The 25,361-nt window shown below is 61.8% G+C and carries 21 protein-coding genes; 8 read left to right on the top strand and 13 right to left on the bottom strand.

The window, feature by feature from the left end; genetic code table 11:
• The first annotated feature begins 49 nt into the window (after positions 1-49).
• Both AC2FNL_RS12850 and AC2FNL_RS12845 read left to right on the top strand, forming a co-directional pair.
• The gene (locus AC2FNL_RS12850; RefSeq protein ID WP_093964854.1) at positions 50-1,735 is read left to right on the top strand and encodes a chloride channel protein; all 1,686 of its coding nucleotides are present in this window, start codon (positions 50-52) and stop codon (positions 1,733-1,735) included.
• Between the two features lie 145 nt (positions 1,736-1,880).
• Positions 1,881-2,525 carry an outer membrane protein gene (locus AC2FNL_RS12845; RefSeq protein ID WP_496833884.1) on the top strand — a complete coding sequence of 215 codons (645 nt, stop codon included), beginning with the start codon at positions 1,881-1,883 and terminating at the stop codon, positions 2,523-2,525.
• A 33-nt stretch (positions 2,526-2,558) separates the two neighbouring features.
• On the opposite strand, the gene AC2FNL_RS12840 is transcribed toward AC2FNL_RS12845, so the two are convergent.
• The 4 genes from AC2FNL_RS12840 to cobS form a co-directional block, all read right to left on the bottom strand.
• Positions 2,559-2,903: a DUF427 domain-containing protein gene (locus tag AC2FNL_RS12840; RefSeq protein WP_170340310.1), complete on the bottom strand. Its 345-nt coding sequence runs from the start codon at positions 2,901-2,903 to the stop codon at positions 2,559-2,561.
• Positions 2,904-2,981: 78 nt separating this feature from the next.
• Positions 2,982-4,772, bottom strand: a complete 1,791-nt coding sequence (locus AC2FNL_RS12835; protein WP_496833883.1) for an aminopeptidase P family protein — start codon at positions 4,770-4,772, stop codon at positions 2,982-2,984.
• Positions 4,773-4,856: 84 nt separating this feature from the next.
• Complete coding sequence (gene cobT, locus AC2FNL_RS12830) at positions 4,857-6,734, bottom strand: cobaltochelatase subunit CobT (RefSeq protein WP_496833882.1); 1,878 nt, start codon at positions 6,732-6,734, stop codon at positions 4,857-4,859.
• Positions 6,735-6,859: 125 nt separating this feature from the next.
• Complete coding sequence (cobS, locus tag AC2FNL_RS12825) at positions 6,860-7,846, bottom strand: cobaltochelatase subunit CobS (protein ID WP_093964859.1); 987 nt, start codon at positions 7,844-7,846, stop codon at positions 6,860-6,862.
• Between the two features lie 605 nt (positions 7,847-8,451).
• Between cobS and AC2FNL_RS12820 the strand changes: the two genes are divergently transcribed.
• Positions 8,452-9,354 (top strand): Hint domain-containing protein, encoded by a 903-nt coding sequence (locus AC2FNL_RS12820; RefSeq protein WP_496833881.1) that lies wholly within the window; start codon positions 8,452-8,454, stop codon positions 9,352-9,354.
• A 5-nt stretch (positions 9,355-9,359) separates the two neighbouring features.
• On the opposite strand, the gene AC2FNL_RS12815 is transcribed toward AC2FNL_RS12820, so the two are convergent.
• Positions 9,360-9,980 carry a J domain-containing protein gene (locus AC2FNL_RS12815; protein WP_093964862.1) on the bottom strand — a complete coding sequence of 207 codons (621 nt, stop codon included), beginning with the start codon at positions 9,978-9,980 and terminating at the stop codon, positions 9,360-9,362.
• A 107-nt stretch (positions 9,981-10,087) separates the two neighbouring features.
• Between AC2FNL_RS12815 and AC2FNL_RS12810 the strand changes: the two genes are divergently transcribed.
• Together AC2FNL_RS12810 and AC2FNL_RS12805 are read left to right on the top strand one after the other, a co-directional pair.
• Positions 10,088-10,342: a BolA family protein gene (locus tag AC2FNL_RS12810; protein ID WP_093964863.1), complete on the top strand. Its 255-nt coding sequence runs from the start codon at positions 10,088-10,090 to the stop codon at positions 10,340-10,342.
• An 81-nt stretch (positions 10,343-10,423) separates the two neighbouring features.
• The gene (locus AC2FNL_RS12805; protein WP_475143242.1) at positions 10,424-10,813 is read left to right on the top strand and encodes a DUF805 domain-containing protein; all 390 of its coding nucleotides are present in this window, start codon (positions 10,424-10,426) and stop codon (positions 10,811-10,813) included.
• 12 nt (positions 10,814-10,825) lie between these two features.
• Here the strand turns inward: AC2FNL_RS12805 and AC2FNL_RS12800 are convergent, their stop codons facing one another.
• The 6 genes from AC2FNL_RS12800 to pepN form a co-directional block, all read right to left on the bottom strand.
• Positions 10,826-11,293, bottom strand: coding sequence for a DUF4177 domain-containing protein (locus tag AC2FNL_RS12800; RefSeq protein ID WP_496833880.1), 468 nt, complete (start codon positions 11,291-11,293; stop codon positions 10,826-10,828).
• Positions 11,294-11,376: 83 nt separating this feature from the next.
• A complete protein-coding gene (gene pepT / locus AC2FNL_RS12795) occupies positions 11,377-12,633 on the bottom strand; it encodes a peptidase T (protein ID WP_496833879.1) in 1,257 nt (418 codons plus the stop codon).
• A gap of 148 nt (positions 12,634-12,781) precedes the next feature.
• Positions 12,782-14,293 (bottom strand): Asp-tRNA(Asn)/Glu-tRNA(Gln) amidotransferase subunit GatB, encoded by a 1,512-nt coding sequence (gatB, locus tag AC2FNL_RS12790; RefSeq protein WP_093964867.1) that lies wholly within the window; start codon positions 14,291-14,293, stop codon positions 12,782-12,784.
• Between the two features lie 90 nt (positions 14,294-14,383).
• Positions 14,384-15,577 (bottom strand): hypothetical protein, encoded by a 1,194-nt coding sequence (locus AC2FNL_RS12785; RefSeq protein ID WP_496833878.1) that lies wholly within the window; start codon positions 15,575-15,577, stop codon positions 14,384-14,386.
• A gap of 196 nt (positions 15,578-15,773) precedes the next feature.
• Positions 15,774-16,217: a hypothetical protein gene (locus AC2FNL_RS12780; protein ID WP_093964868.1), complete on the bottom strand. Its 444-nt coding sequence runs from the start codon at positions 16,215-16,217 to the stop codon at positions 15,774-15,776.
• A complete protein-coding gene (gene pepN / locus AC2FNL_RS12775) occupies positions 16,214-18,766 on the bottom strand; it encodes an aminopeptidase N (RefSeq protein WP_496833877.1) in 2,553 nt (850 codons plus the stop codon). The genes AC2FNL_RS12780 and pepN overlap by 4 nt, the downstream gene beginning before the upstream one ends.
• 215 nt (positions 18,767-18,981) lie before the next feature.
• On the opposite strand from pepN, the gene AC2FNL_RS12770 reads away from it, so the two are divergent.
• The 3 genes from AC2FNL_RS12770 (at position 18,982) to AC2FNL_RS12760 (ending at position 22,547) form a co-directional block, all read left to right on the top strand.
• The gene (locus AC2FNL_RS12770; RefSeq protein ID WP_496833876.1) at positions 18,982-21,117 is read left to right on the top strand and encodes a malate synthase G; all 2,136 of its coding nucleotides are present in this window, start codon (positions 18,982-18,984) and stop codon (positions 21,115-21,117) included.
• A 36-nt stretch (positions 21,118-21,153) separates the two neighbouring features.
• The gene (locus tag AC2FNL_RS12765) at positions 21,154-21,579 is read left to right on the top strand and encodes a GlcG/HbpS family heme-binding protein (RefSeq protein ID WP_496736514.1); all 426 of its coding nucleotides are present in this window, start codon (positions 21,154-21,156) and stop codon (positions 21,577-21,579) included.
• A 188-nt stretch (positions 21,580-21,767) separates the two neighbouring features.
• Positions 21,768-22,547, top strand: a complete 780-nt coding sequence (locus tag AC2FNL_RS12760; RefSeq protein WP_496833875.1) for a gamma-glutamyl-gamma-aminobutyrate hydrolase family protein — start codon at positions 21,768-21,770, stop codon at positions 22,545-22,547.
• A gap of 63 nt (positions 22,548-22,610) precedes the next feature.
• Here the strand turns inward: AC2FNL_RS12760 and AC2FNL_RS12755 are convergent, their stop codons facing one another.
• Positions 22,611-24,851 (bottom strand): xanthine dehydrogenase family protein molybdopterin-binding subunit, encoded by a 2,241-nt coding sequence (locus AC2FNL_RS12755; RefSeq protein WP_496833874.1) that lies wholly within the window; start codon positions 24,849-24,851, stop codon positions 22,611-22,613.
• A gap of 3 nt (positions 24,852-24,854) precedes the next feature.
• Positions 24,855-25,319 carry a (2Fe-2S)-binding protein gene (locus AC2FNL_RS12750; protein ID WP_093965067.1) on the bottom strand — a complete coding sequence of 155 codons (465 nt, stop codon included), beginning with the start codon at positions 25,317-25,319 and terminating at the stop codon, positions 24,855-24,857.
• Between the last annotated feature and the right edge of the window lie 42 nt (positions 25,320-25,361).

Below are 25,361 nucleotides of genomic sequence, written 5' to 3'. Positions count from 1 at the left end.
AGCGCCCGGCGTGGCTTAGTAAGGGATACCTGTTTATCCACAAAGCCCTATGACACAATCAACCCGAACCGTCCTGCGCACTCAGCTCAACCAGGCCCTGGCCGCGCTCAAGGACGCGTGGCGGGTGCTGCGGCACCGCGGGCCAAGCCAGATCCAGTTCTGGTTTATTGCGCTGGTGATCGGGATCACGGCAGGTTTCATGGCCTTGGGATTTCGCAAGGGGATCGCGGCTCTGCAAGCGCTGGTCTATCAGACCGATGACATCCTGTTTCTGCACAGCTTTGCGGAGAAACTGCACTGGACCTGGATTTTGGCGATCCCCACGGTTGGAGGGCTGGTCGTCGGTATCATCCTGCACCGTTTTACCGATGACGGGAGAGTTCGGTCTGTCGCCGATGTGATCGAAGGATCCGCGATCAGCGATGGCCGGGTCGAAACCAAGGCCGGGGTCGCGTCGTTTTTCGCCTCGCTGATCACACTCAGCACGGGCGGGTCGACGGGCCGGGAAGGACCTGTCGTGCACATGGCCGGCGTGATTTCGACCTGGGTGTGCCAGCGCATCAATGCGGATGGAATAACCGGCCGCGACCTGCTGGGTTGCGCGGTGGCTGCCGCTGTATCGGCCAGTTTCAACGCCCCGATCGCCGGAGCGCTGTTCGCGTTGGAAGTCGTGTTGCGTCATTTTGCAGTCCACGCATTCGCACCGATCGTGATCGCGTCGGTGGCTGGCACCGTCATCAACCGGCTGGCATATGGCGATGTGACAGAGTTTGTCCTGGATACGCCCGGATCCCTGCAATTCTACGTCGAACTTCCGGCCTTTTTGATCCTTGGGCTGATCTGTGGGCTGGTCTCGCTGTTGCTGATGCGGTCGATCTTTTTTGCCGAAGATTTCGGCAATCACGTGCAGGCGCGCCTGTCGCTGCCGCGCTGGCTGCGACCCGCCGTGTCCGGCGCGATGCTGGGCGTGCTGGCGGTGTGGTTCCCGCATATCATCGGCGTCGGATACGAGACGACCATCCGTGCCCTGACCGGAGATCTGGTGCTGACCACGGCCATCCTGTTTGCCGTGATGAAAACCGTGGCAGTGGCCATAACCATGGGTGGCCGTATGGGCGGCGGGGTGTTTTCTCCGTCGTTGATGATCGGCGCGCTGACCGGCCTTGCCTTTGGCCTGATCGCCACAGGCCTTCTGCCAAGCGTTTCGGGCACGCATACGCTTTATGCCTTTGCCGGCATGGGTGCTGTCGCGGCGGCGGTTCTGGGCGCTCCGATTTCGACCACGTTGATTGTGTTCGAATTGACCGGAGACTGGCAGATCGGGCTTGCCGTGATGGTCTCGGTGTCCATGTCCACGGCGTTGGCCTCGCGCCTTGTGGACCGGTCCTTCTTCCTGACCCAGCTGGAGCGCCGCGGGGTGCATTTGGCCGCCGGGCCACAGGCTTATTTGCTGGCGATGCTGCGCGCCGGGGCCGTGATGCGACCGCTGGGAGATCCGAATACGGCAAGCAGGGAAGAGGTGCAGGAGATGATCGAGCAGGGCCTCTGCGTCCGGGCCAGCGCAACCCTCGAGGCGGCAATGCCGTATTTCGATCGAGACGGAATCACCTGGCTCCCGGTGGTTGTTCGGGATGATGACGGGGTCGAGAACCCGGTCGGAGCCTTGTACCACGTGGACGCATTGAAGGCGTACAACCGTGCACTGGCCGCAACAGCTGCCGAGGAACACTCATGACGCAGCAGTGGCTGGCGAGCCGCTGCGGGTTATCCAACAACTTGTCCGCTGTATCCATCAATGCGGCGACGCCTGGTTTGAATGACGAAATTCTCCGGAAAGCCGCTTTGATTGTCGCTTGAACGTTCGTTTCTAGCGATTTCCTATGCGGACTGTCGTGGTTGCGGTTTCGATGATTGGTGCTGTCCCCGCGCGGGCGCAGGAGGCTCCGTATGTGACCGGCTTTCTCGGTACCACCGATATGGGCGACTATGATTTTGATTTTTTCCAGACAATTCCTTCGGTCGTGGTTGGCCAAGGCACCATCACAACCGACAACGGCGTAACCTACGGTCTGGCCGTCGGACTACGTGTCGCGTCAAATTTCCGGGCCGAGTTCGAACTTTCATATGCTTCGAATGATACCAAGGAAATCGGTCGCCCGTTTACTCAGTATGACGGAAGCTTTGATGCGACGTTCGGGATGGCAAACCTTTGGTATGACGTCCCGGTACAGGGCAGGTTCAAGCCCTATGTTGGTGGCGGGCTCGGGTTTGCGCGCGTGTCCCACGACGGTCAGTCCGGTGCTGGCGTCACATTGGTCGATGACAGTGACACCGCCATTGCGGGGCAATTGGGGTTTGGCGGACGCTTTCAGGTAGGGGAACGCGGGAACATTGACATCGGGTACCGCTACAAGACGACCGGCGATCTTGATTTCACCACGACCCAAGTGTTCATCCCGACAGATCTCACGAATGGCCGCTACTCTTCGCACTCGCTCATTCTCGGATACAGCTACAGTTTCTGACAGACGTAGTTGAGGGCCAGGTTTGTCCGGACCTCAAATCTGTTCGACCTTCACCGACTCCAGCGGGTAGAACGCAAGGTAGCCCTTGATTTCGGCAACGGCGGGAATTGGATCTTCATAGCTCCACACCGCATTCTGCGTCACACTCGACTTGTTGACGATCGAGTAATGCGTGGCATCGCCTTTGTGCGGGCAATGGGTCAACTTGTCGGTCTTGTCCAGAAAGGCCATCGCGATGTCTGCGCGCGGAAAGTAGATGACGGGGGCCAGATCGCCTTCCAACAATTCCAGGGCGTTGGACGTTTCGCCCAGAATCGCGCCACCGGACCTGACGCACCACTTGCCAGGTGCTTTGCGGATCTTGATGTAATCTGTCATGTTTGCTCCTTCCCTCGTCGTCGCGGCCTCGTTGTGTTCAGGCCTTCGCCTATGCCCACACTATGTGACAAACGGGTGTCACAAGGGCGCGGTTGCGGCATCCAACCACAGTTGCGCGGCATGTGACAGTCTTGGCCGGACTTTTTCCGCCACGTCCCGGTGATACGCGTTCAGCCAATCACGCTCGGCACTGGTCAGCATGTCGACGACGATCAGGCGTCGATCGATGGGGACATATGTCAGTGTCCGCCAGCACAGCATCGCGCGCTCGGGATCTGCGCCGGGCAGGGCGGGGGCCTCCTCAACAACCAGCAGGTTTTCAATCCGAATGCCGAAGGCACCTTCGCGGTAGTAACCCGGTTCATTCGACAGGATCATCCCGGGCTCGAGCGGAACGTGGCTGACCCGCGCCAGGCGCTGTGGCCCTTCGTGAACGCTCAGGTATGCGCCGACACCATGGCCGACGCCGTGATTGAAATCCTGGCCCGCGGCCCACAAAGGTGCCCGGGCGATGCACTCGATGTCTCGACCGGCCAGGCCAACGGGCCAGCGCAGTTGCGACATCGCGATCATTCCCTTCAGAACCCGGGTAAAGCAGGTCTTTTCCTCGTCTCCCACCGTGCCGATGGGGATCGTCCGGGTGATGTCCGTGGTGCCATCCAGATACTGTCCGCCGCTGTCCAGAACCAGAATATGACCGTCCTCAAGCCGGCTGTCAGTTTCCTCGGTCACTCTGTAGTGCATAATGGCGCCGTTTGGCCCGGTGCCGGCAATGGTGTCGAACGAGATATCCTGCAACGCATTGTCGCGCCGCCGGTTCTCCTCTAGCCGTGTGACCACTTGCGTTTCGGTCAGGCTGCCGGGTGGTTGGGCATCCAGCCAGCACAGTGTTTCGATCACTGCGGCGGCGTCACGAAGATGCGCGGCGGCGCTGCCGGCAATTTCGGCTTCGTTCTTGCAGGCCTTGGGCCGGGCGCAGGGGTCGCCGCCGTCCACAGCCCGGTCGCCAAGCACATCGGCAACGGCCTGCGGCAGAGTTCCCATGTCCACTTGCACCGCGCCCTCAAGCGCCGCAATAGCGTTCAGGAACGCGTCGGGCTCGTGGATCGAAACCCGCGGCCCCAGATGCTCGTCCATCCCATTCAGCTTTTTTGCGGCCATGAACAGGTCCACGTGCCCGTCGGCCTGCAAAATCGCAAACCCATGCGCAACCGGGTTGTACGGAATGTCTGACCCGCGGATGTTGAGCAGCCACATGATCGAATCCGGTAGCGTGATGACGGCAGCCGACCGTCCGTTTCGAGCAAGCGCCGAAGCCAGCCGCGAGACCTTGCTTTCGGCGCTTTCGCCTGCAAATTCCAGCGGGTGCACCTTGACCGGGTTCATTGGCGGTGGTGGCTGGTCGGACCAGATGCGGTCCACAAGATTGTCCGACGGAACCAACTCGATCCCGCAATTCTGCAGCTCGGCCCGGGTTGCTGTGATCTGTCCGGCGGAATGCAGCCAGGGATCGAACGCCACCTTCCCTCCATCGGGCAACTGCTGCTTCAACCACGCCGAAAGGCTTACGTCGGGCCACGGTACCGGCGTGAAATCGGACGCCACCTGCGCCTTGACCTGAGTGCGATACCGTCCGTCCACAAATACGCCGGCCACGTTTCGCAGCGCAACGCAGAACCCGGCAGAACCAGTGAACCCGGTCAGCCATGCCAGCCGCCCGTCGCGGGCGGCTACATATTCGCCCTGATGCGCGTCGGCACGCGGGACGATGAAGCCATCCAGTCGTTCGTGCTCCAATTCTGTGCGCAACGCCGCCAATCGTGGCGGCCCCTGTTCGGGCCGCGCCGTGACTTCGAAAGACTGGAACATCTGCTTCTCCTTCGGCTCACTACAGGTCTTGATCGCCTGCCTTCACCTTTCTTTGAAATACTCCCGCTGGAGGCAAGACCGGCCTCAGCCGGCCTTTTTCATGCCCATCACGCGGGCCCGCGCGCGCGGGTCGCTGTCGAACAGCGCGGCCAATTGCTCGGTCATCGCTCCTGCCAGCTGTTCGACATCGGTGATCGTAACCGCACGATCATAATAACGGGTGACATCGTGGCCGATGCCGATGGCCAGCAACTCGACCATCTTGCGCTTTTCGACCATGGCGATGACATCACGCAAATGCTTCTCAAGGTAGTTGGCCGGGTTCACGCTGAGTGTTGAATCATCGACCGGAGCCCCATCCGAGATCACCATCAGGATCTTGCGCTGTTCGCGGCGCGCCAGCATCCGGCGGTGGGCCCATTCCAGCGCCTCGCCGTCAATGTTTTCCTTCAGAAGGCCTTCTTTCATCATCAGGCCAAGATTGGGCCGTGCGCGGCGCCAAGGCGCGTCGGCGCCCTTGTAGACGATGTGGCGCAGGTCGTTCAGGCGGCCGGGTTGCTGCGGCCTGCCGTCGTTCAGCCACGCCTCACGCGCTTGTCCACCCTTCCATGCCCGCGTCGTGAAGCCCAGGATCTCGACCTTCACGTTGCACCGTTCCAGCGTGCGGGCCAGAACATCGGCACAGATTGCTGCGATGGAAATCGGCCGTCCACGCATCGAGCCCGAATTGTCCAGCAACAGTGTCACCACGGTGTCGCGGAACTCGGTATCCTTCTCGACCTTGAAGCTGAGCGGCGTCGTGGGGTTGGCCACCACCCGCGCCAGCCGGCCGGCATCCAGAATGCCCTCTTCGCGGTCAAACTCCCAGCTGCGGTTCTGCTGTGCCTGAAGGCGGCGCTGCAGCTTGTTGGCCAAGCGGCTGACGGCGCCCTTCAGCGGCTCGAGCTGCTGATCAAGATAGGCGCGCAGCCGTTCCAGTTCGGCGGGCTCGGCAAGGTCCTCGGCCGCAATCTCTTCGTCATGCGTGCTCAGGTAGACCATGTAGTCCGGATCGGCCTCGGATGCGGGCGGAGGGGCAGGCGGCTCCAAAGGCGCTTCGCCCTCGGGCATCTCGGCTTCTTCACCCATCTCGTCCTCGGCCATCTCGTCCATCGAGACCTGTGCCTGAGACTGATCCTGTTGCTCTTCCTGAGTTTGCTCGGGCGTCGCGTCGGCGTCCTGTTCGTCTTGGTCGTCCTGGCCAGTGCTGTCCGGATCGGGCTGTTCTTCGGCGTCTTCCTCGGCCTGATCTTCCTGATCTTCGTCCAGTTCGTCCGGGTCGTCACCCAACTGGTCGCCATAGCCCAGATCCTTGATCATCTGGCGCGCGAATTTGGCGAATTCGGCCTGATCCGAGAGCACCTCGTCGAGATTCTCCAACACACCGCCGGCCTGTTCCTCGATGAACCCGCGCCACAGGTTCATGACGTTCTCGGCTGCAGCGGGCAATTCACGCCCCGTGGCCAGATGACGGATCAGATAACCCGCCGCCACCGCAAGCGGTGCCTCGGAGGGTTGCTTGCACTGGTCATAGCCGCGCCGCAACGCCTCGTGGCCGATCTTGACGTCAATGTTCGAAGCCGTGCCGGGCATGTCCCGGGCGCCCATCGCTTCGCACCGGGCGGTTTCCATCGCTTCATAGAGGTCGCGCGCCATATCTCCGGGAGGCGCATAGCGCGCATGCGTCGCATCGTCATGGTAGCGCCGGTTCAGCGCGAGGGCATCTGCGGTGCCCCGCGCCAAAAGAACCTCTTCGCGTGTCATTCGACGTGACACCTGCGGCAGGCGCATCGAGTCTCCGGACAGGCCCGACGGGTCGACGGAATAGCTTACCGACAACTCGGGATCATCGGCCATGACCTTGGTCGCCTCGGCCAGAGCCTTCTTGAACGGATCAGCAGGGTTGTCGTTCTTCTGCGCCATATCTATCAGCCCTCACTCACGCCCTTAGGCCCGACGCCCGGTCGAAGTGACCGGACCCCGTCTTCATCTGGCCCCCGATGTCCCCGCCGGGGGCGTTGCGCCCGAACCGGGCGCAGCCGATGCCATCAACCCAGGCTCACGCTGGCCGCGCTTTCCGGCAGTTCTTCATCAAAACAACGCTGATAGAACTCGGCAACGGTCTGCCGTTCCAGCTCGTCGCATTTGTTCAGGAAAGACAGGCGGAAGGCGTAGCCCACGTCGCGGAAGATTTCGGCGTTCTGTGCCCAGTTGATAACCGTACGCGGGCTCATCACGGTCGACAGATCGCCGTTCATGAACGCCGTGCGGGTCAGGTCGGCAACGGTGACCATCTGGCTGACGGTCTTGCGGCCTTTTTCGGTGTTGTAATGCGGCGCCTTGGACAGAACGATCATGACCTCGGCGTCGTGGCTGAGATAGTTCAGCGTCGCCACCAGCGACCAGCGGTCCATCTGGGCCTGGTTGATCTGCTGAACGCCATGATACAGGCCGGTGGTGTCACCCAGGCCCACGGTGTTGGCAGTGGCGAACAGGCGGAAATAGGGGTTGGGCGTAATGATCTCGTTTTGGTCCAGCAAGGTCAGCTTGCCGTCATGCTCCAGAACCCGCTGGATCACGAACATCACGTCGGCGCGGCCTGCATCGTATTCGTCGAACACGATGGCCACAGGGTTGCGCAGCGCCCAGGGCAGGATGCCTTCGTGGAATTCAGTCACCTGTTTGCCATCACGCAGCTTGATCGCATCCTTGCCGATCAGGTCGATCCGGCTGATGTGGCTGTCCAGATTGACGCGCACGGCAGGCCAGTTCAGTCGCGCAGCGACCTGCTCGATATGGGTCGATTTGCCGGTGCCGTGATAGCCCTGGATCATCACCCGGCGGTTGTGGGTGAACCCGGCCAGAATTGCCAGCGTGGTTTCGGGATCAAACTTGTAGGTAGGGTCGATTGCCGGCACGCGGTCGCTGCTTTCGGCGAACCCTTTGACGGACATATTGCTGTCGATCCCGAACACGTCACGGACCGAGATCTCTTCGGTGGGTTTTGCGTTGATATCGGTCGATCCGTCAGCCATTCGCCTTGTCCTTATCCTTTGGCCCGTTTTGCCGGGTTTGAACCCGTGTGTGGTGCAACATATTGCAGATAAGGGCAAGGGAAAGCGGCCCCCTTGGAAAGGTGAGCAGGTTTTTCTTTCAAACTGGCCCTATTGACGCGCGGGCGATCCTTGGTCGCGACGCGTACCAGGTGCAGGTCAAGCCGCGTTTGTCAACAAAGGCACTGCGGCCTGTTCGGACGCACATGCCGATCCATGTGTCGGAAATGCTGTATGCAGGTAAGTACTCAATAACCCAAGTGTTGAAAATGACCTTATCAGACATATGAAAAATGGTCTCATGGGGCTTTTTGCAAGTTGCTCAAGTACACAGCAGATTTCTTTGCTAGTCGCGAGCCAGAACTGTCAGGTGGCAATACCAGACGTCGAGATGGCAGTTTCTGGATTCAGCGTCATCCTAAGGACGTGTAGAAACTAGGCAGGGCAACACTTTCGGCGAACGGGAAAGTGACCTCGGGCAAATGCCACAAGAAATCGTCACAACTTGTGGCTCGTCACGTGCAGATATTGAAATGTGTTGTGGAGGTGGTATACTATTTCGGACTTAGTTTAAGTAAAAGGTTGCCATGGCTTTAGTAATTTCCGGTCCAACGACGATTTTCTTTCCTCCGAACACGGACACATTTTCTGTGGACTACAACTCCAGCAAGCCAGCGTCTTGGTTTGTATCTGTAACAGATGACGGACTTCTTTCCCCTTCAGATTACTCGGTTACGATTTCCAGTGCTGGTTTACTAACAGTGGACCTGCAGCCGGGGGTTATTGTTCCCCCAAATACAACTCTGAGTTTGATCGTCAGAGCCTCCAGCGGGTCTGGAAATGGCAACAATGCCTCGATTGGGGTAACCGTTAGGTTGCCCGCTGGAACGGTGCCGTGTTTCGTGAAAGGGACATTGATTGAAACTGAAAGTGGCTGTCGCGCTGTTGAGGAACTCGCTGTTGGTGACAAAGTGCGTGCTTCCAGTGGTGAACTGCTACGCATCGAGTGGATCGGAGAGAAGACCCTGCAGGCAGAAGCTTTGAAGCGAAACCCCCAGTTACGTCCGGTTTGCATTCAGAAAGGTGCATTCGGAAAAGGACTGCCTGACCGAGATTTGTACGTTTCTCCACAACATAGGATTGTCGTGGAGGGTTGGCGCGCAGAGTTGCTGTTTGGAGAGCCAAAAGTTTTCGCCGCGGCAGTTCATCTTGTTAACGATCATACAATTCGCCAAGTAAATACTTATGATCCCGTTACATACTACCATATTGCTTGCTATCGCCACGCGATACTGTTGTCGAATGGTTTGCCAACTGAAAGTTTGTTTTTAGGTGAAATGGCGGTGATGTCCTTCGATCGGGAAGATGCCGAGGAACTCCGTGTGCTATTTCCCGAACTGCGAAACGCGGCATCCGCTTTTGAGCAAACGCGCGTACGTTGCCTAAAACGCCCCGAAGCTGCTGCGTTACGCGATACGTTCGCGCACTAAAACCGCTATTTGAAGTTCCTGCTGTCCTTGATCTGATCCCAGGCCCAGACGACTTCCTGCAGCTGTTCTTCCTGGCTGCGGTCGCCGCCGTTCATGTCCGGGTGCAGCACCTTGATCAGCTTTTTGTAGGCTTTGCGAACCTCGGCCTTGGTCCAAGTGTCCTTGGCTTCGAGGATTTCGATCGCACGACGCTCAGTAGGCGGCAGGCGACGGCCTGTTGCGGCCCGACCAGGGTTCTTGGTCGCGTTTTCGCCCAGAACCTGATGCGGATCTTCAATGCCAAGCCGGGCCCAGGCCCGCGCCTCGGGGTCGCCCATGGGCTTGGTTTCGCGTTCCCACACTTTGTCTTTCGACCGTTGGGCGTTCAACTCGGCCTCGGTGGTGCCGTCGAAGAAATTCCACTTCTGATTATATTCGCGCACGTGCTGCTGGCAGAACCAGAAAAAGTCGTCTAGCACATCCGGTGCCTTGGGCGCGCGGAACTTGCCGGCTTCCTGGCATCCTTCGTGGTCACAGACCCGGGTCGAGGTCTCGGACGCGCCCGACATGCCCCGACGCCCGCGCGGGTTTTTCTTCTTGGCGCTGGACACCGACATGTCGAATCCGAAGGGATCTGATTTCACCATATGCTCATCCTCATGAACGCGTCTTTTCGACTCGGAGGCAGCAGTTTAATCTAAGTGATCGAAAGTAGAAGAGGGGCGCGGCAAAATAATTGCCGCTGAGCGCAAAAATGACCGTGACCGACGAAATCCGCCAGCGACTTCAGGCCGAGTTCAACCCGCGTGAGCTGGAAGTTGTGGATGACAGTGAACGCCATCGCGGCCACGCAGGGTTTCAGGAAGGCGGCGAAAGCCACTTCAACGTCCGAATCCGCGCAGCCGCCTTCCAGGGGCAGTCCCGCGTTGCGCGTCACCGGGCCGTTCACAAGGCCCTGGGCGACATCGTTCCGCGCATCCACGCCCTGGCTTTGGACATCGGTGACTGAAGCCTTTCGCCTGACTTTTCGATTATTGTCGGTTTTTTCCAACAATCTGCTATGTTTCCCGTGATTTGCGCGGAGGAAACTATGGAACAGATGAGCCACGCCGTTCGTACGGTGCTGTCAAAATACGCAACCTTTCAGGGGCGCGCGCCGCGGTCCGAGTTCTGGTGGTGGGTGCTGGCGATCTTTCTGGTGCTGATTGTCACACGTCTGATCGACGGGGCGTTGGTGGCCCCTCTGCTGGGGTTCAGCGCATTCGCGCCCGAAGCCGGTCAGCCGTTGTCATTTCTTGTGGCGCTTGGCGTGATCGTGCCGAACATCGCGGTGGGCGTGCGGCGTCTGCATGACACCGGGCGCTCCGGTTGGTGGATCCTGATCGGTTTGATTCCGCTGATCGGTACGCTGATCCTTCTGTATTTCTACATTCAACCCAGCGAGCAGGCCGAAAACGCCTATGGTGCCGCGCCGGCCTGACGAGGCCTTCGCTTAGCTGTCGGGCTTTTCTTTCTCTTCCTCGGCATCCGCTTTGGGGGCATCTTCTGACTTGGCCGGCTTCAGCGTCAACGGCGGGTCGTCATGATCCTGCGCGATGCGGGCCGGAGCCTCGACTTGACCGGCCGCAGCCGCATCGTCCGGGCCAGGAACCGGCCGTGCCAGAGGAGTGTCATCCTCTTCTGGCGGGGTCAGGAGTGCGGCGATGTCGTCGTTGGCGACTTCGGTTTCGACCGCACGGCGAAACACCAGAACATTGCGCCAGTTTTCTGCGGTTCCGGTCAGGCCGACCCGCTCCTCGCTGGGCAGCAGCTCGGCGCGCTGGTACTCCCAGCCTTTCGCACCCAACTCGTTCAACAAATGCTCGATAGTGACGGCAAACCGGCCCTCGGGCGTTTTGACCCCTTTGGCTTTGGTGCCTTTCTTGGGGGCCGGGACGACCTTGTATTCGTAACGCTGCATCAATGGTTCCTGAACTGGTGTTGGCGGGCAATGTATCGTTCCGTCAGGGACGGGGAACAGAAAACTTCGCGCCCCGGCGAATTTCAGCCTCGACTGTGGCTTTCCCCCTGCGTCGCCTTCGAGGCGATCTTCAGGCACAGCTCGGTTGCCACCGCCATGTCCTGGACCGAGATCCACTCCAGTGGCCCGTGGATGCATTGCATGCCGGTAAAGATGTTGGGGCAGGGGGTGCCGAACTCGGTTAGGCGCGACCCGTCGGTGCCGCCGCGGATCGGAACCGAGACCGGATCGATCCCCATTTCGCGGCAGGCCTCGCGCGCCAAGTCCACCGGTGTCATGTCCTTTTCCAGCCAGTAGCGCATGTTGCGGTATTGGTGGCTGATCTCGACGCTGATCTTGGCGCGCGGTTCGCTGGCCTGTACTGCATCACAGACCTTGCGCACCAGCTCGCCCTTGGCTTCCAGCCCGTCCATCTCGAAATCGCGCAGGATCAGCTTGATCTCCATCTCGGACGAGCCGCCCTTCAGATCGGTCACATGGATGAACCCTTCGCGCCCGTCGGTGACTTCGGGGGTCATGGTGGCCTGAGGCAGCGTCTGCACGATCTTGGCCGCCAGGTGGGTCGCGTTCACCATCTTGTCTTTGGCCAGACCCGGGTGAATGGAAACGCCCTCGATCCTGATCACTGCCCGGTCGGCCGAGAAGCTTTCATATTCGATCTCGCCCAGTTGCTGACCATCCAGCGTATAGGCGAAGTCGGCGCCCAGATCCTTGGGAAGCGCTTCGGTCACACCCCGACCGATTTCCTCGTCGGGGGTAAAGGCGATGCGGATCGGTCCGTGCGCGATCGTCCGATCGGCCAGCAGGTGCCGGGCCATCGTCATGATAATCGACACGCCCGCCTTGTCGTCGCCGCCCAGCAGCGTGGAGCCCGAGGCGGTGATCAGGTCGTCGCCGACCTTACTGGCCAGATAAGGGTGATCGGCCGGGGACAGCACCAGTGACGGATCGTCGGGAAAGGTGATGTCGCCGCCATTGTAGCCTTTGATGACCCGCGGTTTGACCCCGGTCGCGTTGAACTGCGGCGCGGTGTCCACATGGGCCAGAAAGCCGATGGTCGGCCCTGGCGCGGTGCCCGGAATGGTGGCCAGAACGACGCCATAGTCCGTCATGGTCACATCCTGCGCGCCCATCTCTGCCAGCTCCTGCTGCAGCAGGTTCAGCATGTCGTATTGGATTTCCGTGCTGGGGGTGGTGGGCGAGTTTTCGTCGCTCTGGCTGTCGATGGCCGCATATCGAACCAGCCGGTCCACCAGCTCCTGGTCAAATCTGTTCTGCATGGCACCTCACCTCTCTGGCCAAGACAAAGGCCGCAACCGGTCGCCCGAGTCAAGCGCTGCCTCGGGCCCTGAAAGCGTCAACAACTCCGGGCAAAATCTGTACAAACCGGACAAACCCAGTTGCCCGGCCTGTACAAACCGAAAGACCTTATTGGCCCAGCTTCTGCGCAACCAACTGGTTGACCGCCTTGGGGTTGGCCTTGCCGCCGGTGGCCTTCATCACCTGTCCGACGAACCAGCCGGCCAGTTTCGGGTTCACCTTGGCCTTCTCGACCTGGGCCGGGTTGGCAGCGATGATCTCGTCCAAAGCAGCCTCGATGGCACCGGTGTCGGTCACCTGCTTCATGCCGCGCTCTTCGACGATCTGCGCCGGGTCGCCGCCTTCGGTATAGACGATCTCGAACAGGTCCTTGGCGATCTTGCCCGAGATGGCGTCCGAGGCGATCAGGTCGATGATCCCGCCCAGCTGCGCGGGTGAAACCGGCGAGTCGGTGATGTCGCGGTCGTCTTTCTTCAGGCGGCCGAACAGCTCGTTGATGACCCAGTTCGCGGCCAGCTTGCCGTTGCGGCCCTTGGCGACCTCTTCGAAGTACACGGCCGATTCAACCTCGGCGGTCAGCACCGATGCGTCATAGTCGGTCAGGCCGAAATCATTGATGAAACGGGCTTTTTTCTCGTCCGGCAGCTCGGGCAGCTTGGCGGCGATGTCATCGACCCAGGCCTGCTCGATTTCCAGCGGCAGCAGGTCGGGGTCGGGAAAATAGCGATAGTCATGCGCCTCTTCCTTGGACCGCATCGAGCGCGTCTCGCCCTTGTCGGGGTCATACAGACGGGTTTCCTGCTCGACCTTGCCGCCGGCCTCGACGATGGCAATCTGGCGGCGCGCCTCGACCTCGATGGCCTGCTGGATGAACCGCATCGAGTTCATGTTCTTGATCTCGCAACGCGTGCCCAGGTGCGAAAAGTCCTGCGTTTCCATGTATTTCTCATAGTCGCCCGGACGGCAGATCGACACGTTCACGTCGGCCCGCAGGTTGCCGTTCTGCATGTTGCCGTCGCAGGTGCCCAGATAACGCATGATCTGGCGCAGCTTGGCGATATAGGCGGCGGCCTCTTCCGGGCCGCGGATGTCGGGGCGGCTTACGATCTCCATCAGGCAGACCCCGGTGCGGTTTAGGTCGACGAAGGACATGTTCGGATCCATGTCATGGATCGATTTGCCCGCGTCCTGCTCCATGTGGATGCGCTCGATGCGCACCATGCGCGCGGTGCCGTCGCCCAGTTCCACCAGAACTTCGCCTTCGCCCACGATCGGGTGATACAGCTGGCTGATCTGATAGCCCTGCGGCAGGTCGGGATAGAAATAGTTCTTGCGGTCAAAGGCCGATTTCAGGTTGATGTCGGCTTTCAGACCCAGACCGGTGCGCACGGCCTGTTCCACACAGAATTCGTTGATCACCGGCAGCATGCCCGGCATGGCCGCATCCACAAAGGCCACATTCGAGTTCGGTTCGGCTCCGAATTTGGTCGATGCGCCAGAAAACAGCTTGGCATTGGACGAGACCTGCGCGTGCACCTCCATCCCGATCACCAGTTCCCAGTCGTGCTTGGCACCGGCGATGGTCTTTGGTTTGGGCAGTTCATAGGTCAAGTCGAGCATGGCGCGCCTCATTTCCGCAGAAGTTCAGGCATGGGTATTATGCCTGGCAAGGCCAAGGGGCAAGGGGCAAAGGGCGCCGAGACGCAATTCTCAGTGGCTGGTCAGTTGCAGACCTGAAGGCGTGAAGGTCACGTCGGTCCCGTTGCGCAATTCCTCGCGGAACAGATCACCGATGGCGCGCAAGGCGTCACGCTGTCCACGTGCCGCGAACCGCTCGGGTGAGTTGACGCGGACCGAGTTGTTGAACCCGTTGGCCGCGTGGGCCCAGATCAGCGGGTGCAGTTCGGTCAAATGATCGCGGATCAGCCATTGAGCGGCCTCCCGGATCTGGGAGCGGACCAGATCGGCCTTGTCGTCCAGACCGAACCCGTTCTGCACCGTGATCGCGCAATACGAGGCCAGCAGGTTGATCGTTTGCTGGTCCGGCATCCGTTGCACGATGTCGCGTAGACCTTCCAGAAAATACTCGACGTCCAGCCGCGCGCAGGCTTGTTCATCCAATGCAATTGCGTCGAACTGAACCCATGTGTATCCGCCCGCGCCCCACGTGTCGCGCGTGTTCGCGGCATTGCGCAGGGCTTGTACCTCAAGCTCTTCATAGCTGCCGAACCATCGCGGCAGCAAGTGGCTGCCCATCGCGCGCATGTGTCGATGGTTTCGCGGATCCAGCGAAATAAGGCGTTCGTACTGATCCGCCACCCGGGCCCGCTTGGTGCGCTGACCAGCCAGCAGGGCACAGTCGGCCGCGGCGACCACAGGGCTGTCCGGCAGCGCCTTTCGGCACTGGGGCAGGATGGCTGCAGCCCGGTCAAAATGTGCAGCACAGCGTGAACGATGCAGCGGCGGCAGCGCCGCGTCCAGAGCCGTGCCACGCCACGCCCATGCCAGATCGATGTGGGCCAGAGCGACGATGAGAGCAATCATCGGATCATCGGGATGATCCTGTTTCACACCCTCAAGCTCGGAAATACCGCCTAGCAGGTCGTACTCGGCGATCGCACCGCCGTCGGACAGCGCGTGTTCGGCGGCCAAGACAACATCCGATCGCGCGCCAAACGCCAGAAGATCGGCGATGGGCAGCCCGTCCGGGGCTGTTGTCCGGGCTTGGTCCGCGGCCAGGATCTCGGCTGACAGTTCGGCCCAACGATCCTGCCGAGCAAGATGGCGCCCGCGTTCGATCATGTCCCGCCCGATCAGGTCAGCCGCACCCAGTTCCGCAACGGGAATATTGAGACGCCCGACATCTTCCAGACAGCGGGAACCCGCGTCCGAAACCGGAGCCACGTGACTTGATATGGGATTGATACGGGCAAGACCTGCCCAGAACGACCGGAACATCGAAAACACTCGAAACTGTACAAACTTGTTAACTAACGATGAATTCTGAACCGGAATTGTGACCAGTTCAAGGATTCTAACATTAAACTTTCTGCTTCAATGGATCAGACAGGATCAATCGACGCGGATTCCGTGAATCGTTTCAGAATACCGTGAAATGGTGTCGGTCAACCCGAAACCCAGCCTGTTGCAGCGCCTGTTCCAGCTGCTTGTGCGGCGGCAGGGCTTCGTCGGGCAGGCGCAGGCGTTTGCCGTTGGTCAGGATGATCGACACGCGCACCGAGAAGTCCCAGCGCGTGTCGAAGCGGAAGAAGTCGATCTCGGTCACGTCGATCTCGCCCTGCCGAGCGCCCGAATGCCAGCGCAGTTTTGCCGAGTCCAGGTTCAGCCCGGCATCGGTGTCGCGCAGCACGTCCCACAACGCGGGCAGGGTGCCCAGAGCCAGCAACCCGATCAACCACCATGCCGCGTCGAATACCAGCACCAGCGCCAGCAGCCCCGCATAGACAGCGGCCAGAATGGCGATGCTGCGGGGCGACCGGTTGTGGCGGGTAAAGCGGAACCCGGAGCCCTCGGGCGCCGTCATGCCCCGAGGATGCGCGAGATCATCTCGGTCGTGTCGCGCGACAGGTTCGGGGTTTCGGCGATGCGGCTCAGCTGCGTGCGGATCAGGTCCTGACGGTCGGCGTCATAGCGTTTCCAGGTCTGAAAGGCGGTGCACATGCGCGCGGTGGTCTGCGGGTTGACCGGGTCCAGCCGGATCAGCCAGTCGGCCAGCAAGGCGTAGGACGCGCCGCCGGCATGGTGGAACCCGGCGTGGTTCATCGCCAGCCCACCTATCAGTGCACGGAACCGGTTGGGGTTCTTCCAGTTGAAATCGGGATGCTCGGACAAGGTGCGGGCGATCCGCGGTGCATCATCCGGTGCGGCAAGCGAGGCCTGAAGCCCAAACCATTTGTCCAGAACCAGCCGGTCGTCGTGCCACTGGTCGTAGAATGCCGCCAGTTCCGACTGACCTTTGCCGGCACGCAGCAGGCAGGACAGGGCGCTGAGCTGCAGGGTCATGTTGTCGGCCTTGGCATAGACCTCGGCCGCCATGGCCCCGCCGTCCAGCCGGGTGGTCAGCGCCAGCGCGGCGCTGCCCAGGGCGCGCTTGCCCGCCTGTTCGGCATCGGGCGAATAGGGGCTGTCCACCAGCGCCTCGGAGTGCAGGCGGGGCAGCAGGTCCTGCATGTGCTGGGCGGTGGCCTGGCGCAGGGTCTCGACCGCGCGCCAGATCGCCATAGGGTCGGGCGTTTCGCCCTGTTCGTGCAGCGCGGCGGCCAGTTCCGATTGGGTCGGCAGGCCCAGCATCAGCGCGCGATAGGCCGGGTCCAGATCGGCGTCGCGCAGAACGGCCAGCAAGCCATCCAGATATTCGGCATCGGGTGCCGCGTCCTGGGTGATCATGCGCAGCAGGGTATCCTGCGCTAGCGTCCGTCCGGCCTCCCACCGGTTGAACGGATCGGTGTCATGGGCCAGCAAAAACGCGCGTTCGGCGTTCGGGCGGTCGTGTTCAAGGATCACCGGCGCCGAGAACCCTCGCAGGATCGAGGCGACGGGCCGCGCGGCCAGCCCCTCGAACGTGAAGCTCTGGCGCGCTTCGGTCAGTTCCAGCACCTCGGTCCCGCGCACCTCGTCGCCATTGGGGCCCAGCAGGCCCACGGCCACGGGGATCACCTGTGGCAGCTTCTCGGGCTGGCCGGGTGTGGGTGGGGTGCTTTGGGACAGGGTCAGGGTAAAGGTGCCGTCGGCCCAATCCTCCTCGACCTTTACCCGGGGCGTGCCAGACTGGCTGTACCAACGCTTGAACTGGGCCAGGTCGCGGCCAGTCGTGTCCTCGAATACTTTCAGCCAGTCCTCAATCGTGCAGGCTTGCCCGTCATGGCGTTCGAAATACAAGTCCAGCGCCTTGGAATAGGCGTCGTCCCCCACCAGCGTTTTCAGCATGCCGATCACCTCGGCGCCTTTTTCATAGACGGTCGCGGTGTAGAAGTTGTTGATCTCTTGAAAGCTTTCGGGGCGCACGGGGTGTGACAGCGGGCCGTTGTCCTCGGGGAACTGGCGCGCGCGTAGGTCGATCACGTCATGGATGCGCTTGACCGGGGCCGAGCGCATGTCCGAGGTGAACTGCGCGTCGCGGAACACGGTCAGCCCCTCTTTCAGGCACAGTTGGAACCAGTCGCGGCAGGTGATGCGGTTGCCGGTCCAGTTGTGGAAATATTCATGCGCGATGATCGCCTCGATCCGTTCGAAATTGGCATCGGTCGAGGTTTCAGGGCTGGCCAGCACCGCCGACGAGTTGAAGATGTTCAGCCCCTTGTTCTCCATCGCGCCCATGTTGAAATCATCGACGGCGACGATGTTGAACACGTCCAGATCGTATTCGCGGCCATAGACATCCTCGTCCCATTTCATCGACCGCTTCAGGGCCTCCATGCCAAAGGCGCATTTGCCCTCGTCTCCGGGCCGGACCCACAGGTTCAGATCGACGTGCCGGCCCGAGCGGGTGGTGAAGCTGTCGGAATGGGCAACCAGCTCTCCGGCGACCAGCGCGAACAGATAGGCGGGCTTGGGCCAGGGGTCGGTCCATTCGGCCCAGCCTTCGCCCTTGCCCGTCGGGTTGCCGTTCGACAGCAGCACCGGCAGGTCGCCGTTGACGCGCACGGTGAAGGTGGACATCACGTCGGGCCGGTCGGGATAGAAGGTGATCTTGCGGAACCCCTCGGCCTCGCACTGGGTGCAATACATGCCGTTCGACATGTACAGCCCTTCCAGCGCGGTGTTGTTGCCGGGGTCGATCTCGACCTCGGCCTCCCAGACGAAGGGGGCATCGGGGACTCTGGCGGTCAGGGTCTTTTCGGTGACCTCGGGGGTGATCGGGGTGCCGTCGATGCTGGCGCGGATCAGCTTCAGCTCTTCGCCATGCAGGAAGAACGTGCGGTCGGTGGCCTGCGGGTTGGGGCGGAACGCGATGCGCGATGTCACGCGCGTTGCGTTCGGGGCCAGATCGAAGGTCAGGTGAACGCTGTCGACCAGAAAACCGAAGGGCGAATAGTCGGACAGGTAGATCGTGGTGGGGGCGGCGTCGCGCATCTGGGGCCTCGTGTCGGTATGTTCCCGCGCGACGTTAGGAGGATCGCCGTGTCGCTGCAAGCAGGCGGGTCGGGGCGGCATTACCTTGCACGGTTTGAAGCTGTTTCAGGCGGAATTGAAAGGCGGATTGATGCAGCGGCAAGTTGCCTATCGGAAACAATGCCCCTAATTGATGACTGCATACAACGGCACACGAAGGGCAGGAGATTCGAGTCATGAGCGGCAGAGCTATCCGGAGCGGATTGGACGTAGATCAGGTTCTGATCGATTTCATCGAGGAACGCGCGCTTCCCGGAACGGGCGTTGAGCCCGACGCATTCTGGGCCGGTCTTTCGCGGATGGTGTCCGAGTTTGGCCCGAAAAACCGCGACCTGCTGCAACAACGCTCGGATATCCAGGGCAGTGTCGACGCGTGGCACCTTGCGCGTAAGGGGCAGCCCATCGACATGGCCGAGTATCAGGCGTTCCTGCGCGAGATCGGCTATCTGCTGGATGAAGGCCCCGATTTCCAAATCGACACGGCGAATGTCGACCCCGAGATCGCCGCGACGCCCGGCCCGCAACTGGTGGTGCCGATCACCAATGCGCGTTTTGCCCTGAACGCGGCCAATGCCCGCTGGGGCAGCCTGTATGACGCGCTCTATGGCACCGACGCGATGGGCGACCTGCCGCAGGGGGGCGGCTATGACGCGGCCCGCGGCGCGCGGGTGATCGCGTGGGCTAAGGCGTTTCTGGACGAGGCCGTGCCGCTGGCCCAAGGCAGCTGGGCCGATGTGTCCGGTCTGAAGGTCGAAGGCGGCGCATTGGTCCCGGCGCTGGCCGATCCCGGGAAATTCGTGGGCTTCGGCGGTGCGGCCGAGGGTCCGGACTTCGTGCTGCTGAAGAACAACGGCCTGCACATCCAGATCATGATCGACCCGTCCAGCACCATCGGCGCCTCGGACCCGGCAGGCATTTCCGACGTGCGCCTGGAATCGGCCCTGTCCACCATCATGGACTGCGAAGATTCGGTGGCCTGTGTCGATGCCGAGGACAAGGTCGTGGCCTATGGCAATTGGCTGGGCCTGATGAAGGGCGACCTGACCGAGGAGGTTACCAAGGGCGGCCGGACATTTACCCGCAAACTGTCCGAGGACATCGCCTTTATCCGGCCCGACGGATCGGCCGGCAGCCTCAAGGGCCGGTCGCTGATGCTGGTGCGCAATGTGGGGCACCTGATGACCAACCCCGCCGTGTTGGACGCCGAAGGCAACGAGATCGGCGAGGGGCTGATGGATGCACTCTGCACCACGCTGATCGCCATGCATGACTTGCAGCGTGATGGCGGCAACTCGGTCCACGGTTCGGTCTACGTGGTCAAGCCCAAGATGCACGGCCCAGAAGAGGTCGCATTCTCGGTCGAGATTTTCGACATGGTCGAAGACATTCTGGGCCTGCCGCGCAACACCGTGAAACTGGGCATCATGGATGAGGAACGCCGGACTTCGGTGAACCTCAAGGAATGCATCCGCGCCGCGAAATCGCGGGTGGCCTTCATCAATACTGGGTTCCTCGATCGGACGGGGGATGAGATCCACACCTCGATGGAGGCCGGGCCGATGCTGCCCAAGGGCGACATGAAGAATACGCCCTGGATCCAGTCCTACGAGGATCGCAATGTCGATATCGGGCTGGCCTGCGGGCTGAAGGGCCGGGCGCAGATCGGCAAGGGCATGTGGGCCATGCCCGACCGGATGGGTGAGATGCTCGAGGCCAAGATCGGCCACCCGATGGCCGGTGCGACCTGTGCCTGGGTGCCGTCTCCCACCGCAGCGACCCTGCACGCGACCCATTACCATAAGGTAGACGTTCTGGCCCGTCAGGACGAGATCGCTACCGGAGGTCCGCGCGGCACGCTGGACGATCTGCTGACCATCCCGCTGCTGAGCGGCCGCAACCTCAGCGACGATGAAATCACTCGCGAGATCGAGAACAACGCGCAGGGCATCCTGGGCTATGTCGTGCGCTGGGTCGATCAGGGTGTCGGCTGCTCGAAGGTGCCCGATATCAACGACGTGGGTCTGATGGAGGATCGCGCCACCTGCCGGATTTCGAGCCAGGCGCTGGCCAACTGGCTGCATCACGACGTGATCCGCGCCGATCAGGTGATGGCCGCGATGAAGAAGATGGCCGCCGTGGTCGACCGCCAGAACGCGGACGACCCGGCCTATCGGCCCATGGCGCCGGGGTTCGACGGCATCGCCTTCCAGGCCGCCTGCGATCTGGTGTTCAAGGGGCGGGTGCAGCCCTCGGGCTATACCGAGCCGGTCCTGCATGCGCGGCGGCTGGAACTGAAGGCTCGTCAAGGCTAGAACCGGGACAGACCACCGCAGACAGAGGACAAGATCATGTCGGTTTCACTCAGAAAGGCCCGCACCATCATTCGCAAAACCCTTGAGAAAGGGCGCGAGATGGACCTGAAACCCCTGTCGGTGGTGGTTCTGGACGCCGGCGGCCATGTCATCGCCTTCGAGCGCGAGGACGGCGCGGCCCCGGGCCGGTTCGCGATTGCCCATGGCAAGGCCTATGGCTCGGTCATGCTGGGCATGGCAGGCACCGCCCAGATGCAGCGGGCCGAGGCGCAGGCCTATTTCATGGCCGCGGTGAACGGGGTCTATGGCGGGCAGGTCGTTCCGGTTCCGGGCGGCGTGCTTTTGCGCGACCGCAAGGGTGCCGTGATCGGGGCTGTCGGGGTAACCGGCGACACCTCGGACAACGATGCCGCTGCCGCCATGGCAGGGATCGAGGCCTCCGGGCTGACTGGCGAGACCTGATCTGAAGAAGCGCCGTTCCGCCGAGGCCGCCTCTTTCGGGAAATCGATCCAGCGCTCTGCGGAAATCGGGAACAATATGTGCGTATCTGAACACGTCCTTGCGCCATGGTGCAGGGCGTGTTTTCTTGCACGTTACTGAAGGGGCGGATAATTTCCGACCAGCTCAAGTAAAACAGCAAGGTAGCACAATGTCCCGACCCGTCGTTGGCATCATCGGCAATTCGTATCTGATGAACGACCAGTACCCCACCCATGCCGGGGGCACGATGAATTCGGACGCGGTCGCGAATGTTTCGAACTGTCTGCCGCTGCTGATCCCGGCCGACCCGCGTTATGTCGATGTGGCCGAACTGCTTGAGGTTTGCGACGGGTTCCTTCTGACCGGAGGCCGCCCCAACGTTCACCCCGAGGAATACGGCGAGTCGGCAACTGACGCGCATGGTGAATTCGACCGGGCGCGCGATGCGATCACCCTGCCGCTGGTGCGGGCCTGCGTCGAGCGCGGCCAGCCCTTTCTGGGCATCTGCCGGGGCTTCCAGGAGGTCAACGTGGCCATGGGCGGCACTCTGTACCCGGAAATCCGCGATCTGCCCGGCCGGATGAACCACCGCATGCCGCCCGATGGCACGCTGGAAGAGAAATTCGCCCTGCGCCACGTGGTCAATCTGACCGAGGGCGGGGTATTCCACCGACTGTTCGGCGCCAGTGAGGTGATGACCAATACGCTGCATGGGCAGGGCATCAAGACGGTGGGCAAGGGCGTGGTGATCGACGGCCATGCGCCGGATGGTACGCCCGAGGCGATCTATATCCAGGATGCGCCCGGGTTCACCCTGTCGGTTCAGTGGCACCCGGAATGGGATGCGGCGAATGACCCGGTGTCGCGGCCCCTGTTTCAGGCTTTTGGCGACGCGGTGCGGGCTTGGTCGGCAGGCGCCATGCCGACGCCGGTGCGGCAATCGGCCTGACAATCGGCTCTCAGATTCCTTCGAAAGACCGACGCGGCCACCACCGCGCCGGTCTTTTTCTTTTCACACCAGCAGGTTGAACTGCTTGTTGAGCGGCAGGGTCCGCGCGCGTTGCCCGGTCAGGTCAAACAGCGCGTTGCCCAGCGCCGGCATCGAGGGCGGCGTGCCGGGTTCACCCGCGCCACCCATGAAGCGGTTGGTTTCCAGCACCTGAACCTCAACCTGCGGCGCAGTGTGCATGCGCAGCGCGTCATAGTCGGGGAAGTTGTACTGTTCGACCTCGCCATCGGCAAAGGTGATCTCGCCGTAACAAGCCGCCGACAGGCCATACATCATGCCGCCGAACATCTGCGCCTTGACGTTTTCGGGGTCAAGGGCCAGCCCCATGTCACAGGCGATCCAGGCCTTGCTGATGCGGATGGTGCCGTCTTCGTCGACCACCTCGATCACCTGCGCGACGGGGGTGCCGAAGCTGTAGGTCAGGGCCACGCCGCGGCCCACACCATCGGGGGTCTTGCCCGTCCAGCCGGACATGTCGCGCACCGCCTCAAGACACCCGGCTGAGGGCGCATGTTCGCCGCCCGCCAGTTCCAGCCGGAAGTCCAGCGGGTCGCGGCCGGCCGCGTAAGCCATCTCATCCATGAAGGTTTCGTGGAAGAACCCGTTGTGGCTGTTGCCGACCGAGCGCCAGAAGCCCACCGGGATCTTCAGATCGGCGATATGGCCGCTCATGCGATAACTGGGCACCGCGTAGGGCTGGTTGAAGAACCCTTCGACCAGAACCTTGTCCGGGCCAGCGCCGGGCAATCCGGTATAGCGCTCGACGGCTTGCTGCGTGCAGGATTGCGCTGCGACTGCACCATCGATGAGCACTGCCTTACCATCCTGAACCGCACCGCGCATCCGCGCCATCGCACCGGGGCGGTAGTAGTCGTGGCGCATATCCTCTTCGCGGCTCCAGGTGGTCTGGACCGGAGTGCCGGGCACGGCCATGGCCACCTTGGTGGCTATGTCGCCGAAATCCAGCTCTCCGCGGCGACCAAACCCGCCGCCCAGATAGGTGGTGTGGATTTGGACGGCTTCGGTGTCCAGACCCGCCGTGTTGGCAACGCGGAACTGAATCAGCGTGGGGGCCTGGTTGCCGCACCACAATTCCAAGGCGTCGCCGGTGAACAGCGCGGTGGCGTTCATCGGTTCCATCGTGGCGTGGGCCAGGTAGGGGACGGTGTATTCAGCCTCGATCACGATTGCGCCTTCGGGAACGGTGCTGACGTCGCCGTCATCGCGCATGGTCGAGTTCGGGTCCGTGTCGAAAGCCTTGGCGATCTCGGCAAAGATGGCGTCGGTTTCAGGGGGATAGGGGGCCTCGCCCCAATCAACGTCGATGGCCTCGACCGCCTGGTTGGCCAGCCAGGTGTTGGTGGCGATCACCGCGACACCATTGCCCAGATCGACGATCTCTTCGACGCCCGGCATTGCCTTGGCGGCGCTGTCGTCGAAGCCGTTCATCTGGCCGCCCAGCTTGGGGTTCATCCGGACGCTGGCGAATTTCATGCCGGGCAGGCGCACGTCAACGCCGAACTGGGCGGTGCCGGTGGCCTTTTCCACCATGTCCAGACGTGGCAGGGTCCGGCCCAGATAGCGCCACTCGGACGGGTCGCGTAGTTCTGCGTCGATGGGCTCCATCTGCGCCACGTCGGCAGCCAGGTCGGTATAGGCGATCTTGCTGTCATCAGGCGCGATGACATGGCCCGAAGCGGTCTTCAACTGAGCCCGATCCACCCCCAGTCGGCCGGCGGCGGCCTGTTTCAGCGTCTCGCGGGCCGAGGCACCAGCCGCGCGCATGCGTTCGAACCCGTCCTTCATCGAGGTCGAGCCGCCGGTGACCTGCAGGCTGAGCGCCTTGCCGATCACGCCCAGGGCCTCGCCCAGATTGTGCTGGAAGTTCGAGACGTCATAGCCCTTGTTGGGCAGGCTCTCGCCGATCAGGGCCGAGTTGTAATAGGCCGCCGCCGCAGGTCCGTGCAAAACGGTGACCTGATCCAGATCCACGTCCAGTTCCTCGGCGATCAGGGCGGCCCATGTGGTTTTGACGCCCTGGCCCATCTCGGCGCGCGGTGCAAACAAGGTCACGCCGTTCTGGTCGATCAGGATGAACGGATTCAGGGCCGCTTCACCGTCCCCCGGTTTCAGCGGGTTCTTGGCAGGGCGATTGACATAATAGACCCCGAAAGCCACGCCGCCGACGATGGCGGCGGACCCGATCAGGAAGGTGCGGCGCAGGATTTTTCCGATGCTGGCCATGGATCAGGCCTCCTTCAGCTTGGCGGCGGCGTCGTGGATCGCGGCGCGGATGCGCGGATAGGTGCCGCAGCGGCACAGGTTGCCCTGCATCGCCTCGTCGATTTCTTCGTCAGAGGGGGCGGGATTTTCGGCCAGCAGCGCGGCGGCCTGCATGATCTGGCCCGACTGACAATAGCCGCATTGCGCGACCTGATGGTCGACCCAGGCCTGCTGGATCGTGGCCAGGTTGTCGGGCGTTCCCAACCCTTCGATCGTGGTGACCTCGCCCCAGACATCGGACAGGGTGACCTGGCACGAGCGGACGGCCTCGCCGTCGATCTGCACCGTGCAGGCTCCGCAGGCGGCCACCCCGCAGCCGAACTTGGTTCCGGTCAGGCCCACCTCGTCGCGCAGCACCCACAGAAGGGGGACATCGTCGGGCAGATCGACCTGATGTGGCTTTCCGTTGATCGTCAGCGTGGTCGCCATGGCGCACCTCTTTTGGCTGTGGCTGGTTTCTGACATAATTGA

The sequence above is a fragment of the Ruegeria sp. CRTD044 genome (assembly GCF_059613485.1).
This window is presented reverse-complemented; position numbering and strand designations above follow the sequence as displayed.